The 19,189-nt window shown below is 70.6% G+C and carries 18 protein-coding genes and 1 tRNA gene; 7 read left to right on the top strand and 12 right to left on the bottom strand.

Annotated elements, in window-relative coordinates:
* Window position 1 precedes the first annotated feature (1 nt).
* Genes HEP75_RS09465 through HEP75_RS09445 form a run of 5 tightly spaced genes read right to left on the bottom strand, consistent with a single transcriptional unit; the run spans window position 2 to window position 4,528 of the window.
* On the bottom strand, window positions 2-907 hold the full coding sequence (locus HEP75_RS09465) for a dihydrodipicolinate synthase family protein (protein WP_185813247.1): 906 nt from the start codon (window positions 905-907) through the stop codon (window positions 2-4).
* 4 nt (window positions 908-911) lie between these two features.
* Window positions 912-2,252 carry an FAD/NAD(P)-binding oxidoreductase gene (locus tag HEP75_RS09460; protein ID WP_185826244.1) on the bottom strand — a complete coding sequence of 447 codons (1,341 nt, stop codon included), beginning with the start codon at window positions 2,250-2,252 and terminating at the stop codon, window positions 912-914.
* The gene (locus HEP75_RS09455) at window positions 2,245-2,481 is read right to left on the bottom strand and encodes a (2Fe-2S)-binding protein (protein ID WP_185826548.1); all 237 of its coding nucleotides are present in this window, start codon (window positions 2,479-2,481) and stop codon (window positions 2,245-2,247) included. The genes HEP75_RS09460 and HEP75_RS09455 overlap by 8 nt, the downstream gene beginning before the upstream one ends.
* Window positions 2,482-2,489: 8 nt before the next feature.
* Window positions 2,490-3,590, bottom strand: a complete 1,101-nt coding sequence (locus HEP75_RS09450; protein WP_185826243.1) for an FAD-dependent oxidoreductase — start codon at window positions 3,588-3,590, stop codon at window positions 2,490-2,492.
* Window positions 3,587-4,528: a 4-hydroxyproline epimerase gene (locus HEP75_RS09445; protein ID WP_185826242.1), complete on the bottom strand. Its 942-nt coding sequence runs from the start codon at window positions 4,526-4,528 to the stop codon at window positions 3,587-3,589. Before HEP75_RS09445 ends, HEP75_RS09450 begins: the two co-directional genes overlap by 4 nt.
* 177 nt (window positions 4,529-4,705) lie before the next feature.
* Here HEP75_RS09445 and HEP75_RS09440 point away from each other — a divergent pair, with 177 nt between their 5' ends.
* From HEP75_RS09440 to HEP75_RS09425, 4 genes are all read left to right on the top strand, one after another.
* A complete protein-coding gene (locus tag HEP75_RS09440; protein WP_185813251.1) occupies window positions 4,706-5,413 on the top strand; it encodes an AraC family transcriptional regulator in 708 nt (235 codons plus the stop codon).
* A gap of 169 nt (window positions 5,414-5,582) precedes the next feature.
* Window positions 5,583-6,947: a signal recognition particle-docking protein FtsY gene (ftsY, locus tag HEP75_RS09435; protein WP_185826241.1), complete on the top strand. Its 1,365-nt coding sequence runs from the start codon at window positions 5,583-5,585 to the stop codon at window positions 6,945-6,947.
* A 243-nt stretch (window positions 6,948-7,190) separates the two neighbouring features.
* Window positions 7,191-8,252, top strand: a complete 1,062-nt coding sequence (mutY, locus tag HEP75_RS09430) for an A/G-specific adenine glycosylase (RefSeq protein WP_185826240.1) — start codon at window positions 7,191-7,193, stop codon at window positions 8,250-8,252.
* A 30-nt stretch (window positions 8,253-8,282) separates the two neighbouring features.
* Entirely contained in the window at window positions 8,283-8,561 is a 279-nt protein-coding gene (locus HEP75_RS09425; RefSeq protein ID WP_185826239.1) for an oxidative damage protection protein, read from the top strand.
* Between the two features lie 136 nt (window positions 8,562-8,697).
* Here the strand turns inward: HEP75_RS09425 and HEP75_RS09420 are convergent, their stop codons facing one another.
* On the bottom strand, window positions 8,698-9,153 hold the full coding sequence (locus HEP75_RS09420) for a DUF6491 family protein (RefSeq protein ID WP_185820449.1): 456 nt from the start codon (window positions 9,151-9,153) through the stop codon (window positions 8,698-8,700).
* A gap of 176 nt (window positions 9,154-9,329) precedes the next feature.
* On the opposite strand from HEP75_RS09420, the gene HEP75_RS09415 reads away from it, so the two are divergent.
* Window positions 9,330-11,132 carry a VWA domain-containing protein gene (locus HEP75_RS09415; RefSeq protein WP_185826238.1) on the top strand — a complete coding sequence of 601 codons (1,803 nt, stop codon included), beginning with the start codon at window positions 9,330-9,332 and terminating at the stop codon, window positions 11,130-11,132.
* Between the two features lie 95 nt (window positions 11,133-11,227).
* Here HEP75_RS09415 and HEP75_RS09410 read toward each other — a convergent pair whose 3' ends face one another.
* Together HEP75_RS09410 and HEP75_RS09405 are read right to left on the bottom strand one after the other, a co-directional pair.
* Window positions 11,228-12,139 (bottom strand): M48 family metallopeptidase, encoded by a 912-nt coding sequence (locus tag HEP75_RS09410; protein ID WP_185813257.1) that lies wholly within the window; start codon window positions 12,137-12,139, stop codon window positions 11,228-11,230.
* 82 nt (window positions 12,140-12,221) lie between these two features.
* On the bottom strand, window positions 12,222-14,129 hold the full coding sequence (locus tag HEP75_RS09405) for a formylglycine-generating enzyme family protein (protein ID WP_185826237.1): 1,908 nt from the start codon (window positions 14,127-14,129) through the stop codon (window positions 12,222-12,224).
* Between the two features lie 103 nt (window positions 14,130-14,232).
* On the opposite strand from HEP75_RS09405, the gene rnd reads away from it, so the two are divergent.
* A complete protein-coding gene (gene rnd / locus HEP75_RS09400; protein ID WP_185826236.1) occupies window positions 14,233-15,318 on the top strand; it encodes a ribonuclease D in 1,086 nt (361 codons plus the stop codon).
* 279 nt (window positions 15,319-15,597) lie between these two features.
* Here rnd and HEP75_RS09395 read toward each other — a convergent pair whose 3' ends face one another.
* On the bottom strand, window positions 15,598-16,002 hold the full coding sequence (locus tag HEP75_RS09395) for an H-NS family nucleoid-associated regulatory protein (RefSeq protein ID WP_185813260.1): 405 nt from the start codon (window positions 16,000-16,002) through the stop codon (window positions 15,598-15,600).
* Window positions 16,003-16,260: 258 nt separating this feature from the next.
* Between HEP75_RS09395 and HEP75_RS09390 the strand changes: the two genes are divergently transcribed.
* Window positions 16,261-16,336 (top strand) — tRNA-Ala (locus tag HEP75_RS09390).
* A gap of 129 nt (window positions 16,337-16,465) precedes the next feature.
* Here the strand turns inward: HEP75_RS09390 and HEP75_RS09385 are convergent.
* From HEP75_RS09385 to HEP75_RS09375, 3 genes are all read right to left on the bottom strand, one after another.
* A complete protein-coding gene (locus tag HEP75_RS09385) occupies window positions 16,466-16,633 on the bottom strand; it encodes a hypothetical protein (RefSeq protein ID WP_185813261.1) in 168 nt (55 codons plus the stop codon).
* 231 nt (window positions 16,634-16,864) lie between these two features.
* Window positions 16,865-17,383, bottom strand: a complete 519-nt coding sequence (locus HEP75_RS09380; RefSeq protein ID WP_185813262.1) for a chemotaxis protein CheW — start codon at window positions 17,381-17,383, stop codon at window positions 16,865-16,867.
* Between the two features lie 10 nt (window positions 17,384-17,393).
* A complete protein-coding gene (locus tag HEP75_RS09375; RefSeq protein WP_185826547.1) occupies window positions 17,394-19,055 on the bottom strand; it encodes a methyl-accepting chemotaxis protein in 1,662 nt (553 codons plus the stop codon).
* Window positions 19,056-19,189 lie beyond the last annotated feature (134 nt).

Raw genomic sequence — 19,189 nt, 5'->3', positions numbered from 1 at the left:
CTCAGAGCCCGGGGTGGGTGGCGATGGCGTGGTCGATCACCTTCAGCGCCGCTTCGCGCTCGGCGCCGTCGACGACCAGGCGCGGTGCGCGCACGCGCTCGCTGCCCAGGCCGACCTTCTCCTGCACCAGCTTGATCAGCTGCACGAACTTGGGCACGGTGTCCAGGCGCAGCAGCGGCAGGAACCAGTCGTACAGCGCCTTGGCCGCCGGGTAGCCGCCGTCGCGGGCCAGCTCGAACAGCTTCACCGACTCCTTCGGATACGCGTTGACCAGGCCGGCGATCCAGCCCTTGGCGCCCATGCTGAGGCCTTCGACGATCGCATCGTCCATGCCCACCAGCAGCACCAGGCGGTCGTTGAGCAGCTCGCCCAGCGCGGCGAAGCGGCGCACGTCGCCGGAGGATTCCTTGACCGCCTGCAGGTTCGGGAATTCGGCGGCCAGCTCGGCGATCTGCGCCGGGCTGAAATCGGTCTTGTAGGCGACCGGGTTATTGTACAGGATCACCGGCAGGTCGGTGGCGGCGATGACCGCACGCGCATGCGCGCCCATCTCGCGCCAGTCGGTGGAGTACACGTACGGCGGCAGCACCATGATCCCGCCGCAGCCGACCTGCTTGGCCGCCTGCGCCAGGCGCACGGCTTCGTCGGTGGACAGCGCGGCGATGCCCGGCACCACCGGGATGCGGCCGTCCAGCGCCTGCACCAGGGTCTTCAGGACCGCGACCTTGTCGTCGAAGCTGAGCGTGGCGGCCTCGCCGAGCGAGCCCAGCGGCACGATCGCGGTGCAGCCGGCGTCGACCATGACCTGCGCATGCTTGGCCAGGAACGCGTGGTCGATGCTGCCATCGGCGTTGAACGGGGTGGTGATGGCCGGCAGCACGCCGTACCAGAAAGAAGCCTTGCTCATGGGATTACACCTTGTCGAGGGTTGTGAGTGGAGGTTGGGAAAGAAATGGATCGGGAAGCGATTGGGCGAGCGCGTCCAGGCGCACCGGGAACAGCGGCGGCCGGCGGCCGTCGTCGGAAAAATCGTCGTGCCGCGGCGCCAGCCCCAGCTCGGTCAGCGCGCTGCCGCAGATGCGGCCCTGGCAGGCGCCCATGCCACAGCGCGAGACCAGCTTGGCGTCGCGCAGGTCGGCATGGCCGCGCAGCGCCGACAACGGCACGTCCTCGCAGCGGCATACCAGCGTATTCGGTGCGGCCAGCGCGTGGATGCGCGGGTCCAGGGCGAACTGGCGCTGCAGCAGCGCGGCGAACGCGCGCGCGCGCCGCCGCTGCGGTTGCAATGCCTGCGCGGCGGCCTGCTGCCCCGCCGCCAGGTGCCCGGCGATGGCGCCTTCGACGCGCGCACAATCGCGCCCGCCGATGCCCAGCGCCTCGCCGGCGGCGTACACGCCTGCGACGCTGGTACGCAATTGCGCGTCCACCGCCACGCACGGATGCGCGCCGCTGCGCGCCAGGCGGCAGCCGAGCAGTTGCGCCAGCTCCACGTTCGGCACCAGCCCGTAGCCGACCGCCAGCTGGTCGCACTCGAGACGGCGGCGGCCGCGCGGGCCGTCGATCTCCACCGACCGCAGCTGGCTGTCGCCATGCGCCGCCAGCACCACGCTACCGCTGTGGTAGCGCACGCCGGCCAGCTGCGCGCGCAGGCTCAGCGCCTGCAGCGCCTTGTCCGGCCAGCGCCACGGCAGCTGCGCGGCGAAGCCGGCCAGCGCGCGCAGCGGGGCCTGTTCGACGATGCCCAGCACCTGCGCGCCGTGGCGGCGCAGCGTCGCCGCGCTGGCCAGCAGCAACGGGCCGCTGCCGGCCACCAGCACGCGCTTGCCGGCCAGCGGCCATCCTTGCTTGGCCAGCGCCTGCGCGCCACCGGCGCCGGTGACGCCGGGCAGTGTCCAGCCGGGGAACGGCAGCAGCAGTTCGCGCGCACCGGTGGCCAGCACCAGCGCGTCGTAGCCGATCCAGCGCGCGCCCTGCGGGCCATCGGCCAGCAGTTGCCGGTCCTGCGCCATCAGCAACTGCGTCTGCGACAGAAATTCGATCTTGCTCGCCGCCAGTTGCGCCAGCACGCGCGCGGCCAGCGTCGGCGGCGCATGGGCCACGTCGTGGCGCCAGATCTGGCCGCCGGCGCGCGCCTGCAGGTCGACCAGCGCCACGCGCCGGCCATGCCCCGCGGCGGCCAGCGCCGCCGCCAGTCCAGCCGGACCGGCACCGGCCACGACCACGTCGTAATGCAGCGCGCGCGGCTCAGCCATCGGTCCACACCTGCATGCCGTTGCGGGCCGGAGTGATGCAGGCGCGCAACTGGCCGATGCCGTCGATGCGCACCCGGCATTCGCTGCACACGCCCATGCCGCACAGCGGCGCACGCGGCTGGCCGCTGCGCGAGCGGCGGAAATGCACCGCCACCTGCGCCACCGCCGCGGCCACGCTGCTGCCGTCCAGCACCTCGAGGGTCTGGCCATTGACCTGCAGGCGCAGCATCGGCGCGCTCACGACAGCGCCCGCGCCGGCGCGAACGGCGCCGGGTCCAGTGCGGGCGCGCGCTGCAGCAGCAGATCCAGCAGCAGCCGTGCGCTGCCCAGCGCCGTGGTCACGCCCAGCCCTTCGTGGCCGGCGGCGACCCACACGTCGGCACGCTCCGGCACCGCGCCCAGATAAGGGCGGCCGTCGGGTGTGGCCGGACGCAGCCCGGTCCACACCCGGATCGCCTGCAGCTGGCGCAACGCCGGCAGGAACGCGAACGCGCGCTCGAGCATGCGCTGCAGCATCGGCATCGACACGCTGCGGTCGCTGGCATCGAATTCGCGCGAGGAACCGATCAGGATCTGCCCGGTCGGCCGCGGCTGCACGTTGAACGCCACGCTGCTGCCGTCGCTGCCGTGCGCGCTGTCGGCATAGCCCAGTTCCAGCAATTGGTGCCCGACGAAGCCGGGATAGCGGTCGGTGATGACCAGTTGCCCCTTGCGCGCGCGCATCGGCAGTTCCGGCAGCAACTCCGGCAACGCGCAGCCGGTGGCGACCAGCACCGGCCCGCTCAACGTGCTGCCGTCGTCCAGGCGCAGTCCGCCGGCGGCCAGCGCCAGCGCGCGGCGCCCGGCGTACAGCTGCGCGCCGGCGGCGAGCGCACGCTCGACCAGGTGCCGCGCCATCCGCGGCGGATACACCACCGCTTCGGCGGCCACGCGCATGCCGCCGGCCAGGCCCGGCACCAGCGCCGGCTCCAGCCGGTAAAGCGCCTCGGCATCGATCGCCTCGGCGTGCACGCCGGCCGCGGCCAGGCGCTGGATCTTGGCCGGGATCGCCTCCAGCTCGCGCGCCTGCCGCGCCACCCACAGCGTGCCGCAGCGGCTGAACTCGGCCGCCGGCAATTGCGCGAATTCTTCCCACAGGCGCAGCGAATACGCCGACAGCGCCAGTTCCGCCGGATCGTCGTCCATCGCCACCAGATGGCCCATCGCCGCGGCGGTGGAACCGCCGCCGATCGTGCCCGACTCGACGATCGCCACCCGCAGCCCGGCGGCGGCGGCCGCATCGGCGCAGGCCGCGCCGACGATGCCGGCGCCGACGACGATCAGGTCGAAACCGCTCATCCGGCGCCGATGCCCCAGGCGAACGGATCCTGCGCATCGATCAGCAACTGCGCGCGGGCGGTGATGTGCGCCTGGCCGGTGATCCGCGGCAGCACGCCACAGCTACCGGGCACGTAGCTGCCTTCGAACAGGCTGCCGAGGATGCCTTCCTGGCGCCACACCTGGCCGGCGGCCAGCTTGCCGTCGGCGGCCAGGCAGGCCAGTTTGGCGCTGGTGCCGGTGCCGCACGGCGACCGGTCGTAGGCCAGGCCTGGGCACAGCACGAAGTTGCGCGCATCGGCGCCGGCGTGCGGCGCCGGGCCATTGATCTCGATGTGGTCGATTTCGCCGTCGTCGGCGCCGCGGATGCCGGCCGCCTCCAGCGCCAGCCGCAGCGCCTCGGTGTAGGCGGTCAGCGCACGCTGGTTGCGCAGCTCCAGCGCGCACGGGGTCTGCTCGGTGATGAAGAACCAGTTGCCGCCCCAGGCCACGTCGCCGCGCACGCGGCCATAGTCGGGCACCTGCACCTCGATGCCGGCGGCGTGGCGGTAGCTTTCCACGTTGTCCACCGACACCCGGCCGTCGGCGTACAGTTCCACGCCCACCGTGCCCACCGGGGTCTCGATGCGGTGCGTGCCCGGCGCCAGCCGGCCCAATTCGGCCAGCGTGCGCACCAGGCCGATGGTGCCGTGGCCGCACATGCCCAGGTAGCCGACGTTGTTGAAGAAGATCACCGCCGCGCACGCATCGGCCGCGATCGGCGGCAGCAGCAGCGCGCCGACCATGGTGTCCGAGCCGCGCGGTTCGCAGGCGATGGCGCTGCGCCAGCGATCGAAGCGATCGCGGAACAGATCGCGCCGTTGCGCCAGCGGGCCGGTACCCAGGTCGGGGAAGCCGGCGACGACGACACGGGTCGGTTCGCCGCCGGTATGCGAGTCGATCACATCGAGTGTATGCATAGGTCCATGCTCACATTCCGGGCCGCTGGCGGCTAGCAGCGTTTGCTTGTCATAAATGCGGAAATTCGCACAACCCCGGCGTCCCCGCAGGCCCGACTTAGGCTAGGATCGGTCCTCAGGGGTGGGCATGCCGCGGCTTGCCTGCCACCGCAGCCTACAACCGCCCGGTGAGTGCAGATGGATACTTTGATTTCCGCGTCGGAAATGCAGACGCTGTTCGATGCGTTGCCGGACGTGGTGTTCTTCGTCAAGGACCGCGACGGCCGCTACACCCACGTCAACCTGACCCTGGTGCGGCGCCTGGGCAAGAAATACCGCGCCGACCTGATCGGCAAATCGGCGCTGGAAGTGTTCCCGCTGCCGCTGGGCGGCAGCTACCTGATGCAGGACCGGCGCGTACTGTGCGGCGAGATGATCGAGAACCAGCTGGAAGTGCACCTGTTCCCGAACCGCACCCCGGGCTGGTGCCTGACCTTCAAGCGCCCGCTGTGCGAGCACAACGAGGTGATCGGCGTGGTCGGCATCTCGCGCGACCTGGGCCAGCCCGACAGCCGCCATTCGGCCTACGAACGCATCAGCCGCGCAATGGAGCACATGCAGATCCACTACGGCGACAACCTGCGCGTGCAGACCCTGGCCGACCTGGCGGAACTGTCGGTGGCGCAGCTGGAACGGCACTTCCGCCGCGTGTTCCAGCTGACCCCGCAGCAGTTGCTGACCAAGATGCGGATCGAAGCGGCGATGCGCCTGCTGCACGGCGAGGACAGCATCGCCAGCATCGGCCAGGCCTGCGGCTTCGCCGACCAGAGCGCGTTCGCGCGCCAGTTCAAGGCCACCGTCGGCATGACCCCGCGCGACTACCGCTCGATGAAGGGCAAGCTCTGAGGGTCCGGGATTGGGGATTCGGGATTGGGGATTCGTAAGGGCGCTGCGTCTGCAGGAGGCAGGAATGCCGCCGTTGCGAATCCCGAATCCCCAATCCCCAATCCCGGCCCCACAGGGGCGTAACAGGCCCAAGTGGTAGCATTCCCGGTTTCCGGTACACGCGTTATCCATGGTCAGCCTATTCCGTCGCAACAAGCCCCAGGACCACGCTGGCGATAGCCGCAGCACCCAGCGCTACAGCATCGAGGAACTGGCCGCCGCCTTCCCCAAGCCGGCCGTCGCAGCGCCTGCCGCCGAGCCCGCCGCCGTCGAAGCGCCTGTCGCCGAACAGGCACCGCCGCAGGCGGCGCCAGCCGCAGCGCCAGTGGCGCGCGACAGCAGCCGTCCCAGCGCCGACACCGCGCCGCTGCCGCCTGCCCCGATCGCCGTGCCGCACCCTGGCGCGACACCGCTGCCGCCACAGGCGCCGACCGCACCAGTAGAAGCGCGCGTTCCCGCCCCGGCCGTCCCCGCGGTGGTAACGCCCAGCGCCCCCATGCCCACCCCGGCGCCGGCGAGCGCGCCCGCCGCAGGCGACGACCTGCAGCGCAGCGACGCCGCCCCGGCCGCGCCTGCCGGCAAGCCCGGCTGGCGCGAACGCCTGCGCAACAGCGCCATCGCGCGCAGCTTCGGCGGCCTGTTCTCGCGCAACCCCAAGCTCGACGACGACCTGCTCGACGAGATCGAGACCGCGCTGATCACCGCCGACGTCGGCGTGCCGGCCACCACCGCGCTGATCGAGAACCTGCGCAAGCGCATGAGGGCGCGCGAATTCGTCGATGCGCAGGCGCTGCTGCGCGCGCTGCGCGCCGACCTGATCGCGATCCTGCAGCCGGTCGCCAAACCGCTGCAGATCGACCGCAGCGCCAAACCCTTCGTGGTGCTCACGGTCGGCGTCAATGGCGTCGGCAAGACCACCACCATCGGCAAGCTGGCCAAGCGTTTCAAGGACGAAGGGCACAGCCTGATGCTGGCCGCCGGCGACACCTTCCGCGCCGCCGCGGTGGCGCAACTGCAGGCCTGGGGCGATCACAACGGCGTCACCGTGATCGCGCAGGGCCAGAACGCCGACGCCGCCTCGGTCGCGTTCGACGCGCTGCAGGCCGGCAAGGCGCGCGGCACCGAGGTGCTGATCGCCGACACCGCCGGGCGCCTGCACACCCAGACCGGGCTGATGAACGAGTTGGGCAAGATCCGCCGCGTGCTCGGCAAGCTCGACCCGGCCGCGCCGCACGAAGTGCTGATGGTCATCGACGGCACCACCGGCCAGAACGCGCTGTCGCAGCTGCGCCAGTTCCACGCCGCGGTCGGCGTCACCGGGCTGGTGGTGACCAAGCTCGACGGCACCGCCAAGGGCGGCGTGGTGTTCGCGCTGGCCCGCGAGTTCGGCATCCCGATCCGCTTCGCCGGTATCGGCGAGCGCCCGGAAGACCTGCGCGTGTTCGACGCCGAAGCCTTCGTCGACGCCTTGCTGCCGGAAGCGCTCGGCGCCTGACCCAAAGCCGCTCTCCCATCGGGGCGACAGGGCGCGGCTTGCGCGCCACTGGCGCGCAAGCCCTGGAGCGCCCGCGCCGCAAGCGGGCCGGGGCGCGGAGCGGGGGTTGGGGTGAGGGTACGGCGCGGAAGCGTCTCGCTGATTGAGCGTCTCGCTGGTTGGATCCACGAGGCTTCGCCCGTACCCTCATCCGCCCCTTCGGGGCACCTTCTCCCGCAGGGAGAAGGAAAAGATAAAGCCAGCATGCGCCAGCTCCCAGACACCTTCGCCCCCCGCCTGCTCGCCTGGTTCGACCGCAGCGGCCGCCACGACCTGCCCTGGCAGCATCCGCGCAGCCCGTATCGCGTATGGCTGTCGGAAATCATGCTGCAGCAGACCCAGGTCGCGGTGGTGATCCCGTACTTCCTGCGCTTCCTGCAGCACTTCCCCACCCTGCCCGACCTGGCCGCGGCCGGCACCGATGCGGTGATGGCGCAATGGGCCGGGCTGGGCTACTACGCTCGCGCGCGCAACCTGCATGCCGCCGCCAAGCGCTGCGTGGAGCTGCACGACGGCGCGCTGCCGCGCGACTTCGACGCGCTGCACGCGCTGCCCGGGATCGGCCGCAGCACCGCCGGCGCGATCCTGAGCCAGGCCTGGAACGACCGCTTCCCGATCCTGGACGGCAACGTCAAGCGCGTGCTGACCCGCTACCACGGCATCGCCGGCTATCCGGGCCTGCCGGCGGTGGAGAAACCGCTGTGGGCGATCGCGCAGGCGCACGTGGCCGCGGTCGCCGACGGGCGCATGGCCGACTACACCCAGGCGCAGATGGATTTCGGCGCCACCCTGTGCACCCGCGCCAACCCGGCCTGCGTGCTGTGCCCGCTGCAGGACGACTGCGTGGCGCGCCGCGACGGCCTGACCGAGTCGCTGCCAACACCCAAGCCGGGCAAGACCCTGCCCGAACGCGAGGCGCTGGCGCTGCTGCTGGAAAACGCCTCCGGCGAGCTGCTGCTGCAACGGCGCCCGCCGAGCGGCATCTGGGCCTCGCTGTGGACGCTGCCGCAGGCCGAGAGCGAGAGCGAGTTGCGCGCCTGGTTCGAACGCGAGACCCGCGGCCGCGACTTCGACGCGGCCGAGCCGATGCCGCCGATCGTGCATACCTTCAGCCACTATCGCCTGCACCTGCAGCCGCTGCGCCTGCGCAAGGTCGCCTTGCGCGACGCGGTACGCGACAATGACGACCTGCGCTGGGTCGCGCGCGCCGACCTTTCCGCGCTCGGCCTGCCCGCCCCGATCCGCAAACTGCTCGACAGCCTCTGATCGTCGCCCTCCGCGCCACCAGGAACCGCCATGCCCCGCACCGTCTTCTGCCAGTACCAGCAACGCGACGCCGAAGGGCTCGACTACGTGCCGTATCCCGGCGAACTCGGCCAGCGCGTGTTCGCGCACATCGGCAAGGCCGGCTGGCAGGCGTGGCTGGCGCACCAGACCATGCTGATCAACGAGAACCGGCTGTCGCCGCGCGATCCCAAGCACCGTGCATTTCTGGAAACGGAGCTGGACAAATTCCTGTTCCAGGGCGGCGCGTCCAAGCCCGAAGGCTACGTGGAACCCGAACAGGAATCCTGAGCGCAGGCAAGCCGAGCCCCTGTAGGAGCGGCTTCAGCCGCGACAGAACCCATCCGCAAAGCCCGCTGCGGCTGCAGCTACGCCTACAAGCTGCAACCACCCGTTCGAAACCGACCGCAACCCGCTGACGCCTGCGCTACTGCGCCGGCGCCGGCTGCGCCCGCTCCTGCACCTTGGCCTCGCGCAATTCCTTTTCCGAAATACGCAGCGCCTTGATGTCGAGCGGGCGGATGCTCTGGATGCGGCACGGCAGGCGGATCGCGCCCGGGCTGCCGCCGATCACCAGCACGTCGTCGAAACGCGCCGACACCCGGTCGCTGAAGTGGGTGATGGCGATGGTCGGCGCGAAGTCCAGATCGGCGCAGCGGCCGCTCAGCTCCAGCAGATAGGCCTGGTTCGGCCGCGTCCACACCGCCAGCGCGCTGTCGCCGAGCGCGGTCCAGCCGCTGATCCGGTTGTAGTACTGGAAGTCGCGCACCGGCGCGGCGGCATGGGCGCGGTACAGCGCCAGGCGCTCGTCGTCGCTGATCCGGTTGGTGGCGCAGCCGGCCAGCGCGGCCAGTCCGAGCAGTGACAGCAAGAGGCGTTTCATGGCGAATGCTCCGGTGGCGATGCGCGAATGATGCACCCGCGCCATGCGGTGCCGCGTGCGCGCACGCAGCGCGTTCAGCCACAAGGCAGCATGGCGGACCGAAGCGCGGCCGCGGGCCAAACCCCGTTGCCGGCCGTCACGCGTTTACAGCCTCGGACCCACACCGAGCGCCCACCATGCAGCCACGCCCGCACCGCATCCTGCCGTCCCTGATCCTTGCCGCGCTGCTGGCAAGCTGCAGCACCACCAGCGACGATCGCGTCGCCGCACGCGCGCCGGCAGTGACAGATGCCAGCGCCTTGCCCGAGGCCTACGTCGCCAGCGAAGGCCTGACCGAACCCGCGCCAGCACCGGCACGGATGCTCGCCCCGCCCTCCCCACCGGCGCCGCCGGCGCAGGCCGCGGCACCGGTCGCGCCGTCGGTGGCCGGCGACACCTACATCGCTGACGCCCGCATGCGCATGGCCAAGCCCGCGGCGCCGATCCCGCCGCTGGACCGCGAACGCTACGAACACCCAACCGACAACCCGGTGCACAGCGCGCGCGAACAACCGCTGTCGACCTTTTCGATCGACGTGGACACCGGCAGCTACGCCAACGTGCGGCGCATGCTGCGCGACGGCCAGCGCCCGCCAGCCGACGCAGTGCGCGCGGAAGAATTCATCAACTACTTCGACTATGCGCACCCGGCCCCGCGCGACCGCGACACGCCGTTCCGGGTGTCCACCGAACTGGCGCCCGCGCCGTGGAATCCGCAGCGGCAGCTGCTGATGATCGGCATCAAGGGCTACGACGTCCCGCGCCAGGCCTTGCCGCCGGCGAACCTGGTGTTCCTGATCGACACCTCAGGCTCGATGGAAAGCGCGGACAAGCTGCCCCTGCTCAAGCAGGCCTTCGCCATGCTGGTGCCGCAGCTGCGCGCGCAGGACCGGGTCTCGATCGTGGTCTATGCCGGCGCGGCCGGACTGGTGCTGCCGCCGACGCCTGGCGACCGCCATGCCGAGATCCTTGCCGCGTTGCAGCGGCTGCAGGCCGGCGGCAGCACCAACGGCGGCGACGGCATCCGCCTGGCCTATGCGACCGCGCGGCGGAGCTTCATCGCCGGCGGCAGCAACCGGGTGATCCTGGCCACCGACGGCGACTTCAACGTCGGCACGGTCGACCGCGGCGCGCTGGAGACCCTGGTCGCCGACCAGCGCCGCAGCGGCGTGGCGCTGAGCACACTCGGCTTCGGCCGCGGCAACTACAACGACGCGATGGCCGAACGCCTGGCCGACGTCGGCGACGGCAACCATGCCTACATCGACTCGGCGCGCGAGGCGCACAAGGTGCTGGTGCAGCAGATGCAGGCCACGCTGCTCACCATCGCCCGCGATGTCAAGATCCAGGTCGAGTTCAATCCCGCGCAGGTCGCCGAATACCGCCTGATCGGCTACGAGAACCGGCTGCTGGCGCGCGAGGATTTCGCCAACGACAAGGTCGATGCCGGCGAGATCGGCGCCGGCCACAGCGTCACCGCGCTGTACGAAATCACCCCGGTGGGCAGCGCGCCGCCGCGCCTGCCGGCCTTGCGCTATGCCGCACCGGCGCAGGCACTGCAGACGCCGCTGCACGCCGGCGAACTGGCGCAGTTGCGGCTGCGCTACAAGCTGCCCGGGCAGGAACGCAGCCGCCTGTTGCAGAGCACGATCGCGACCGCCGCGGCGACGGCGCAGCCAAGCGCGGATCTGCGTTTCGCCGCCGCGGTCGCCGCCTACGCCGACCTGCTGCGCGGCGGCACCCACATCGACGGCTGGGACTGGGCGCAGGTGACCAACGCGGCGCGCGCGGCGACCGGCGAGGACCGCAGCGGCGACCGTCGCGAGTTCGTCGAACTGCTGGCAGCCGGGCAACGCCTGGTCGCGCCCGAGGAGGCGCCGGCAACGGTAGAGGTGGCGGCAGAGACAGCGGCAACCGCGGTGCAGGTATCCACGCACTGAGCGCAAGCGCGCGCGGACTGCGCACGCTCCGGCATGCGCAGTTGCAGCCGGGGGAAGGCGGATGCCAGCTCAGTCTTCCGCGGACACCGCCACGCTCAACGCTGCGCCGTCTTCGCCGATTCGCAGAAGCGCTGCCGGTACTCCATCGCCTTGGGCATCAGCGCCTGCAGGTTCTGGATCCGCGTACCCGGATTCGGGTGGGTGGAGGAAAACTCCGGCGGCGCCTGGCCGCCGCTGCTGGCGCTCATCCGCTCCCACAGCGGCACCGCTTCCTGCGGATCGAAGCAGGCCGCCGCGGCCAGCATCAGCCCGACCTCGTCGGCCTGGGTCTCGTGGCTGCGTGCGTACGGCAGCAGGTAGCCGTAGCCCATCGCCGCCATCGCCATCTGCTGCTGTTGCGGGTCCATGCCGCTGGCCGCGCCGGCCATCTGCCCGATCTGGGTCAGCTTCTGCTGCGCCATGCGTTGCGCGCCGTGGCGCAGCAGCGCATGCGCGATCTCGTGGCCCATCACCACCGCCATCGCATCGGCGTTCTTGGCCACCGGCAGCAGGCCGGTGTAGACCGCCATCTTGCCGCCGGGCAGGCAGAACGCATTGGCCTGCTCGGACTCGATCACGTTGACGTCCCAGTCGAAACCGCGCGCGTAGTGCTTGGCCTGCATGCCGTGCTCGGCGGCCAGTGCGTCCTCGACCACATCGACCTTGGCGATCAGCCGCTGCGCGATCGCGCGCACCTGCTGCGCCACCTGCGACTGCGGATCGACCGGATGTTCCTGCGCCAGGATCTCCTGGTACGCCTGCAGGCCCAGCGCCTTCTCGTCCTCGACCCCGAGCGAATTGTCGATCAGCACCTTCTCGCCGGTGTACGGATCCTCGCTGCGGTTGGAGAACCAGTAATACCCGGCGTACACCGCGAAACCCAGCAGCACCAGCCAGCGCACGCCGCCCAGCGGCCCGCGGCGGCCCCCGCCCTGTTCCCCGCCCTGGCGGCCGAAGACGTTGCTCATATCCAATCCCCTTGCTGGCTGGTGGGCGGCGATGGCGCCTGCCTGTCCGCGGCACTGTAGCGACGGGCGGCGCGAGGCCGCGTCAAATTCCGCGCACCAGGCGGAAACCGACGCGGGCGCTGGTGGTGTCGGAGTCCTGCATCAGCCGCCAGGCGGCACGGGTCTGTTCCGGCGCGTTGGCCCAGTTGCCGCCGCGCACCACCCGCGAGCGGCAGCCGGGGTTGTACCAGGCGGCGCCGTCGGCCGGCGCGCGGCGGTAGCTGGAATGCCAGCAATCGGCGACCCACTCGCTGAGGTTGCCGCCCATGTCGTGCAGGCCCCAGGCGTTGGCCTTGAAGCTGGCGACCGGCGCCGGCCCCCAGAAGCCGTCGGCATAGCCGACGAAGGCGTTGTTCCAGTGCCGGCCGCTGGGCGAGACGTCGCCGCCGCCGGTGAAGTTGCCGGCGCCGCGCGGCGGGGTGCCGGCGTTGCCCCAGGGATAGCGGCCGCGGCCGCCAGCGCGCAGCGCGTATTCGAACTCGGCCTCGCTGGGCAGCCGGTAGTGGCGCCCGGTCTGCTGCGACAGCCATGCCGCGTAGGCCTCGGCATCGCGCACGCTGACGTGCATCACCGGGCTGTTCGGCGCGGCGCGCGCGCCGTTGTAGCCGGACTGCCAGTCGGTGCCGCTGCGGCGCACGAAGTTGCCGCTGCGCTCGTCGTAGACGATCGAATGCCCGCGCCGGGTCGCCCGCGGCCGCGCGCCGCTGACCTCGACGAAGCGGCGGAACTCGGCCACGGTGACCTCGGTGATCGACATCGCGAAGCCGCGATCGAAGCGCACGTAATGCAACGGCTGCTCCGCCGGCATCGCGCCCGGCTCCGTCTCGCTGGCGCCCATGCGGAAGCCGCCGTGCGGCACCACGATCATCTGCGGCCCGCGTTCGCCGTTGCTCATGCCGTCGGTGAACACCTGGCCGGGGCGGAAGCTGCCGTAGTGGGTGGCCAGGTCGATGCGCTCGCGCAGCATCGCCGCCACCGCATCGCCCGGATCGGCGATGCGCAACACCTCGCCCAGTTTCTCGCGCGCCGCCTTCAGTCCGGCCGGCGTGGCCAGGTCGCGCAGGCCGGCATCGCGCAGGCCGGCGATGCGCGCGCTGCGCACGCCTTCCACCCGCGCACGCGCGTCGCGCACGGTGGCGGCGGCGTCGCGGATCCGCGCCGCCCGCGCCAGCCAGCTGCCGGCGGCGGCGAAATCGGACACCGTCGCGGCCGCCTCGGCGCGCCGGATCAGCGCGCTCTCCACCGCCGCCACGCCCTGCCGCGCGCGCGCATCGTCCGCATCCAGTTGCAGCGCGTCGCGGAAGTTGGCCAGCGCGCCGTTGCCGTCCTCGCCGAGCCGGCCGGCGCGCAGATCGTCTTCGCCGGCACGGTTGTAGGCCAGCACCCGCTGCGCGGTCTCCACCCGCTGCTGCAGGCGCCGCACCGCCGGATCGTCGGCATCCAGCGACAGCGCCACCATCGCGATGCGATCGGCGCGCTCCAGCGCCTGTTCCTGCTGCTCCGATGCGCGCAACAGTTCGTCGCCGCGTTGCAGCAGCCGGCGCCGCGCGGTGCGCAGGCCGTCGCGCGCGACCGGGTCCTGCGGCGCCAGCGCGCGGATCGCCAGGTACAGCGGGATCGCCGACTGCGCGTCCTCGAACAGGCGGTCCTCGGCCAGCGCGCGCGCGGCGTCGCGGCGCGCCTGCGCCAGTTGCGCGCGCTCGAGCGTCGGCAGCGGCGGCTGCCAGCGCGCCACCGTCTCCGCCGCATCCTCGCCGCCGATGGTGACGCTGGGCGCCTGCACCGGCTTGCCGGCCGCGGTTGCCGGCGCCTGCGCAGGCTTGGCGGGCGCCGGTCTGGCGGGCTGCGCCGGCGGCGCAGGCGCCGGCCCGCTGCAGCCGCACACCAGCGCGGCCAACAGGGTCCAGGCGATCACGGTGCCGCTCGTACGCACGCTTCCTCCCAACGACATTGGCCTCCCGATGGCATCCGCGCCATCCCGTCCGTGCGGCCGGCGGGCCGACGTTAGGCTATTCTCGCCTGCCTGAGCAAACCCTGCATTCGACGGAAACCACGTGCCCTATTGGATCAAGCAACCCGCCGAGCTGGCCGAACGGCTGGCGCAGCGCCCGGCCAGGATCGGCCTGGATACCGAATTCGTCCGCGAACGCACCTACTGGCCGCAACTGGCGTTGGTGCAGATGGCGGTGGCCGACGAAATCCTGCTGATCGACCCGCTGATTCCCGGCATGCCGCAGGCGCTGGCGCCGTGGCTGTCGGACCCGGCCATCCTCAAGGTCATGCACAGCGCCAGCGAAGACCTGGTCGCGTTCAAATGCGCCTGCGGCGCGCTGCCGCGGCCGTTGTTCGACACCCAGATCGGCGCCGGCCTGGCCGGCATCGGCGCCGGCATGGGCTACCAGAAGCTGGTGCTGGAAATCACCGGCGTGCACCTGGCCAAGGGCGAAACCCGCTCGGACTGGCTGCGCCGCCCGCTGTCGCCGGCGCAACTGGACTACGCCGCCGACGACGTGCGCCACCTGTTCGCGATCCACGACGCGCTGCAGGAACGGCTGCAGCGGCTGGACCGCAGCGCCTGGCTGCACGAGGACGGCGAGCGCCTGCTCGGCACCGTGGAGCACGACGAAGGCGAGCGCTGGCCGCACCTGGGCATGCGCTCGGCGCAGTTCATGGACCGGCCCGCGCAGCAGCGGCTGTTGCGCCTGCTGCGCTGGCGCGACGTACAGGCGCGGCACAGCGACAAGCCGCGCAGCTGGATCCTGGACAACGAACTGGCCGCCACCCTGGCGCGCTTCCCGCCTTCCGACCGCGACGAACTGCAGGCGATGCTGGACAAGCACCCCAAGGCGCCGCGCAAGCTCGGCGACGCGCTGTGGCAAGCGCTGACCACGCCGCTGCCCGACGAAGCGGACGCGCCGCTGGCGCTGGCTTCCAGCGACGACAACAAGGCGGCGTTGAAGCGGCTGCAGGATGCGGTGTCCGCACGCAGCGCCGAACTCGGCCTGCCCGACGGCCTGCTCGCCTCGCGCAAGCATCTGGAAGCCTTGCTGGAAAGCGGCCAATGGCCGCAGCCGCTGGCCGGCTGGCGCCGGCGCGAACTGGAAGCCACGCTGCAGCCATTACTCGGCAACGCCGGCTGAGCGATTCGGAGGTATCTGTAGGAGCGGCTTCAGCCGCGACGGGCGTTACCGATAACGTCTGTCGCGGCTGAAGCCGCTCCTACAGGGGTCCACAGCGGCGTCACGGTCACAGTGGCGACGATGTCGCTGTCCGGCCTTCGGTTATTCCAGGCGCATTCCCTTCAACGCTCCGCTTTCTCCGCCACGGCTTTATCCGCGACAAAGCGCGGGCAACGCCAATGCCGCGCATAAAACCATCGCGCATAAAAAAGGCCAGGAACCCTGGCCTTTTTCGACCGATCAGTATTTGACCAGCGGGAACTTCAGATCCGGATGGCGCGCCTTCCATTCGTTGTAGGCGGCGGTGCCTTCCCATGCGGCGAACGCCTTCGGCGTGCGGCCGCGGCCGGACCAGGTCTCGCCGGTGTGCGGCAGCTGGTACTTCGGCTTGACCTCGCTGCGGCCGCCGGCGGACTTGGTGCTGGCAGCCTTCGGCGCGGCGCTGGTCACGTAGGCGGCGATCTCGTTGCGCTGCTTGGCGCTGAAGAACTCGGCGAACTGCTCGAGCAGCGACAGGATGTTGGCGTGCGCAGCGCTGGTCTCGCCTTCGCGCGCCTGCTTCTCCTGCTCTTCCAGCTTGCGAATCTCTTCGTGCAGCTTGGCCTTGGCTTCGGCGAGTTGTTGCAAGTTGCGAACTTCCGTCATTTTTCAAAGACCCATGGATAAAAGATTTGGAACGGACGGAATATTTCATCCGGAACGACGAAATCGTCTGGCGAGGATTTCGGCCCACGATTATATCGACTCTGCCTGGCGGTTGCCCGGAGACGGCGTCGCATTCCCGCCTTCAACGGCGGCGGACCGGCAGGTGTGCGAAGGCCCCGCGCGCGCCGCGCCGCCCTCGCCCCGCATCGCCCCTCTTGGCACGCATGCCCCGGGCCAGTTAGACTATGCGTCTGATGTGGGGCGGTAGCTCAGCTGGGAGAGCGTCGCGTTCGCAATGCGAAGGTCGAGGGTTCGATCCCCTTCCGCTCCACCACTTGTTCAGACGAAAAGCCTCGGAGTCGCCTCCGGGGCTTTTTTGTGTCCGCGCGTTTGTGTCTGCGCGCTGGCGGCATGCCGTTGGCCACCACGCAGGCCGCGGCGATGGCGGCGCGCGAAACGCGGCTCAGCCGGTCTTCTGGCCATCGCCGGACTTGGGCCCGCGCTCGTGCGCTTCGCGCAACTTCTCGTCCTCCAGGCCGGGGCGCTGCTTGGCCACATCGTCCTGCGCGCGGTCCTGCCGACCGTCCTGGATGCCCTGCTGCTGGTCGGGCTGCTTGTCGTTGTCTGCCATGGTCCGGATCTCGCGATGGCGGGCGGATGCCCTGTTGCGCAGACACTAGCGAGGCGGCCGTTATGCGCATATCACGGCGAGCGCCTGTCGCTTCGGACGATGCCGCTTCTGGTCGGCACACCACCGCCTGCGGTGCCCGCGGCCGCAGCGCCCGCGTTGCGCAGGCGCCGAGTTCACGCCGCCAAGGATCGTCCAACCGCCGCGCCGATGCAGTGGCGCGGCTGCGCCGCCTCAGGCCGCGGCCGGCAACGCCACGTCGGCGATCTCGTCCACGCGCAGCAGGCGCGCGCGATCCAGCAGGATCACCAGCCGGTCTTCCAGCTTGCCCATGCCCTGCAGCAACTCGTCGCGGATGCCGCTGCCGAACGAGGGCGCCGCCTCGATCTGTTGCGCCGGGATATCCAGCACGGCGCTGACCGCATCGACCAGCAGGCCGAACGCCTGGATCGTGCCGCCCTCCGCGGCGCTGACGATGACGATGCAGCTGCGCCGGCTGATGCGGCTGGGCGCGCGACCCAGCCGCAGTTGCAGGTCCACCACCGGCACCACCGCGCCGCGCAGGTTGATCACGCCGCGCACGCAGGCCGGCATGGTCGGGACCGGCGTCGGCGCACGGTATTCGATGATCTCGTGGATGCCGTCGATGTTCAGCCCGAACAGCTCCTGTTCCAGTTGGAAGGTCAGGAACTGCGACGGCGCCTCCTGCGTCTGCAGCGGTACGGCCGCTGCGTTGTCCAGATGCGTAGCCATGGTCTGCTCCTCAGAAGCTGGCGAACTGGGATTCGTCCGGATTCGCCATCGCGTACGCCGGCTGTGCCACGCGCGGGCGCGCACGCTTGGATTCGACGCGGCTGCTGCTGACTGCCTTGGCATTGGGCTTGTCCACGGCGCGCGGCGGGCGCGGCGCTTCGCCATGGCCCAGGCGGAAGAACGCCATCGACTGCTGCAGGTATTCGGCCTGCGAACTCATTTCCTCGGCGGTCGCGGCCAGTTCCTCGGACGCGGTGGCGTTCTGCTGCGTGGTCTGGCTCAGCTGCACCACCGCCGAATTGATCTGCGCCACGCCGGAGGACTGCTCCTGCGACGCCGCGGCGATCTCCTGCACCAGGTCCGAGGTCTTCTTGATGCTGGGCACGATGGTCTCCAGCAGGCGTCCGGCCTTCTCCGCCAGCTCCACGCTGGAGCCGGCGACCTCGCCGATCTCCTGCGCGGCCACCTGGCTGCGTTCGGCCAGTTTGCGCACTTCCGCGGCGACCACCGCGAAGCCCTTGCCGTGCTCGCCGGCGCGCGCCGCTTCGATCGCTGCGTTCAGCGCGAGCAGGTTGGTCTGGTAGGCGATGTCGTCGATGATGCCGATCTTCTGCGCGATCTGCTTCATCGCCGCCACGGTGGCGACCACCGCTTCGCCGCCTTCCACGGTTTCCTTGGCGGCCTGCGCGGCCATGCCGTCGGTGATGCGCGCGTTCTCGGTGTTCTGCCCGATCGAGGCCGTCATCTGCTCCAGCGAGGCGCTGGTTTCCTCCACGCCCGCGGCCTGCTCGGTCGAGGCCTGGCTCAGCGACTGCGCGGTCGCGCTGACTTCCTCCGACGCGCCGGCCAGGGTCTGCGCGCTGGCGTTGACCTCGCCGACCACCTGCTGCAGTTTCTCGACCATGCGCCGCATCGCCAGCAGCAGTTGCCCCGCTTCATCCTTGGAGGTGGTTTCGATCACGACGCTCAGGTCGCCGTCGGCCAATGCATTGGCGACATCCACCGCCTTGCCGATCGGCCTGGTCACGCTGCGGCTGATGAAGAAGCCCAGGCACACACCGAGCAATACGCCGACCACAATGATGGCCGTCAGCATCCTCGTGCCCTTGGCATAGATCGTATTGGTCTCGGTACTCGCGGCCGCCGCGTTGGCTTCCTTCATCTTGGCCAGTTCGGTCATCAGCGTGTCAATTTCATCGGACGCGCTGCGCGAGGCGGCGGACAGCGCAGTCATTTCCGGATTGGCGTCCTGCAGGGGTTGCTGCGCCGCTTTCTCCAGGAACGCGCTGCGACGAGCCAGGTACACCTTCCATGCTTCATCGAAGCGCGCCAGCTTGACCTTGGCCTCAGGGCTATCCATCGTGCTGCGCGCCTTGGCCATGTAATCGACCATCGCCGCGGTGTACTTGTCGATGCTGGCGAGGTGCTTGGCGCGCTCTTCCTGCGTGGTGGCTAGTTGCAGGTTCGCGCGCGCGCGGCCGGCATAGATCAGGTTGATATTGGCTTCCTTGATGTTGGAGAGGCCGAGCAGCTCGCGTTCGTACAGCGCCGTGGCGTAGTCGTTGATGCGCCCGGAGTCGCGGATGCCGATCGCGCCGATGCACGCGCCAATGGCGGCCACGATCAGGAACGCGCTGGTAAGCCTGACGCCGATTTTCATATTGCCCAACATGATGTCTTCCCCGATTGTTTGCTGACGACCGCGCCACGACGGCGCGTCTGGATGTCCTTCCCGCTGCACCTCGTGGATCGGGAACGATGGCGACGGCGTATGCGATGCGATCGAGAGACCCGACGCGGCGCTGC

This window comes from Xanthomonas sp. SI (assembly GCF_014236855.1).
Classification (GTDB): Bacteria; Pseudomonadota; Gammaproteobacteria; order Xanthomonadales; family Xanthomonadaceae; genus Xanthomonas_A.
The sequence above is the reverse complement of the archived record's forward strand: the minus strand, read 5'-3'. Positions and strand labels throughout refer to the sequence as shown.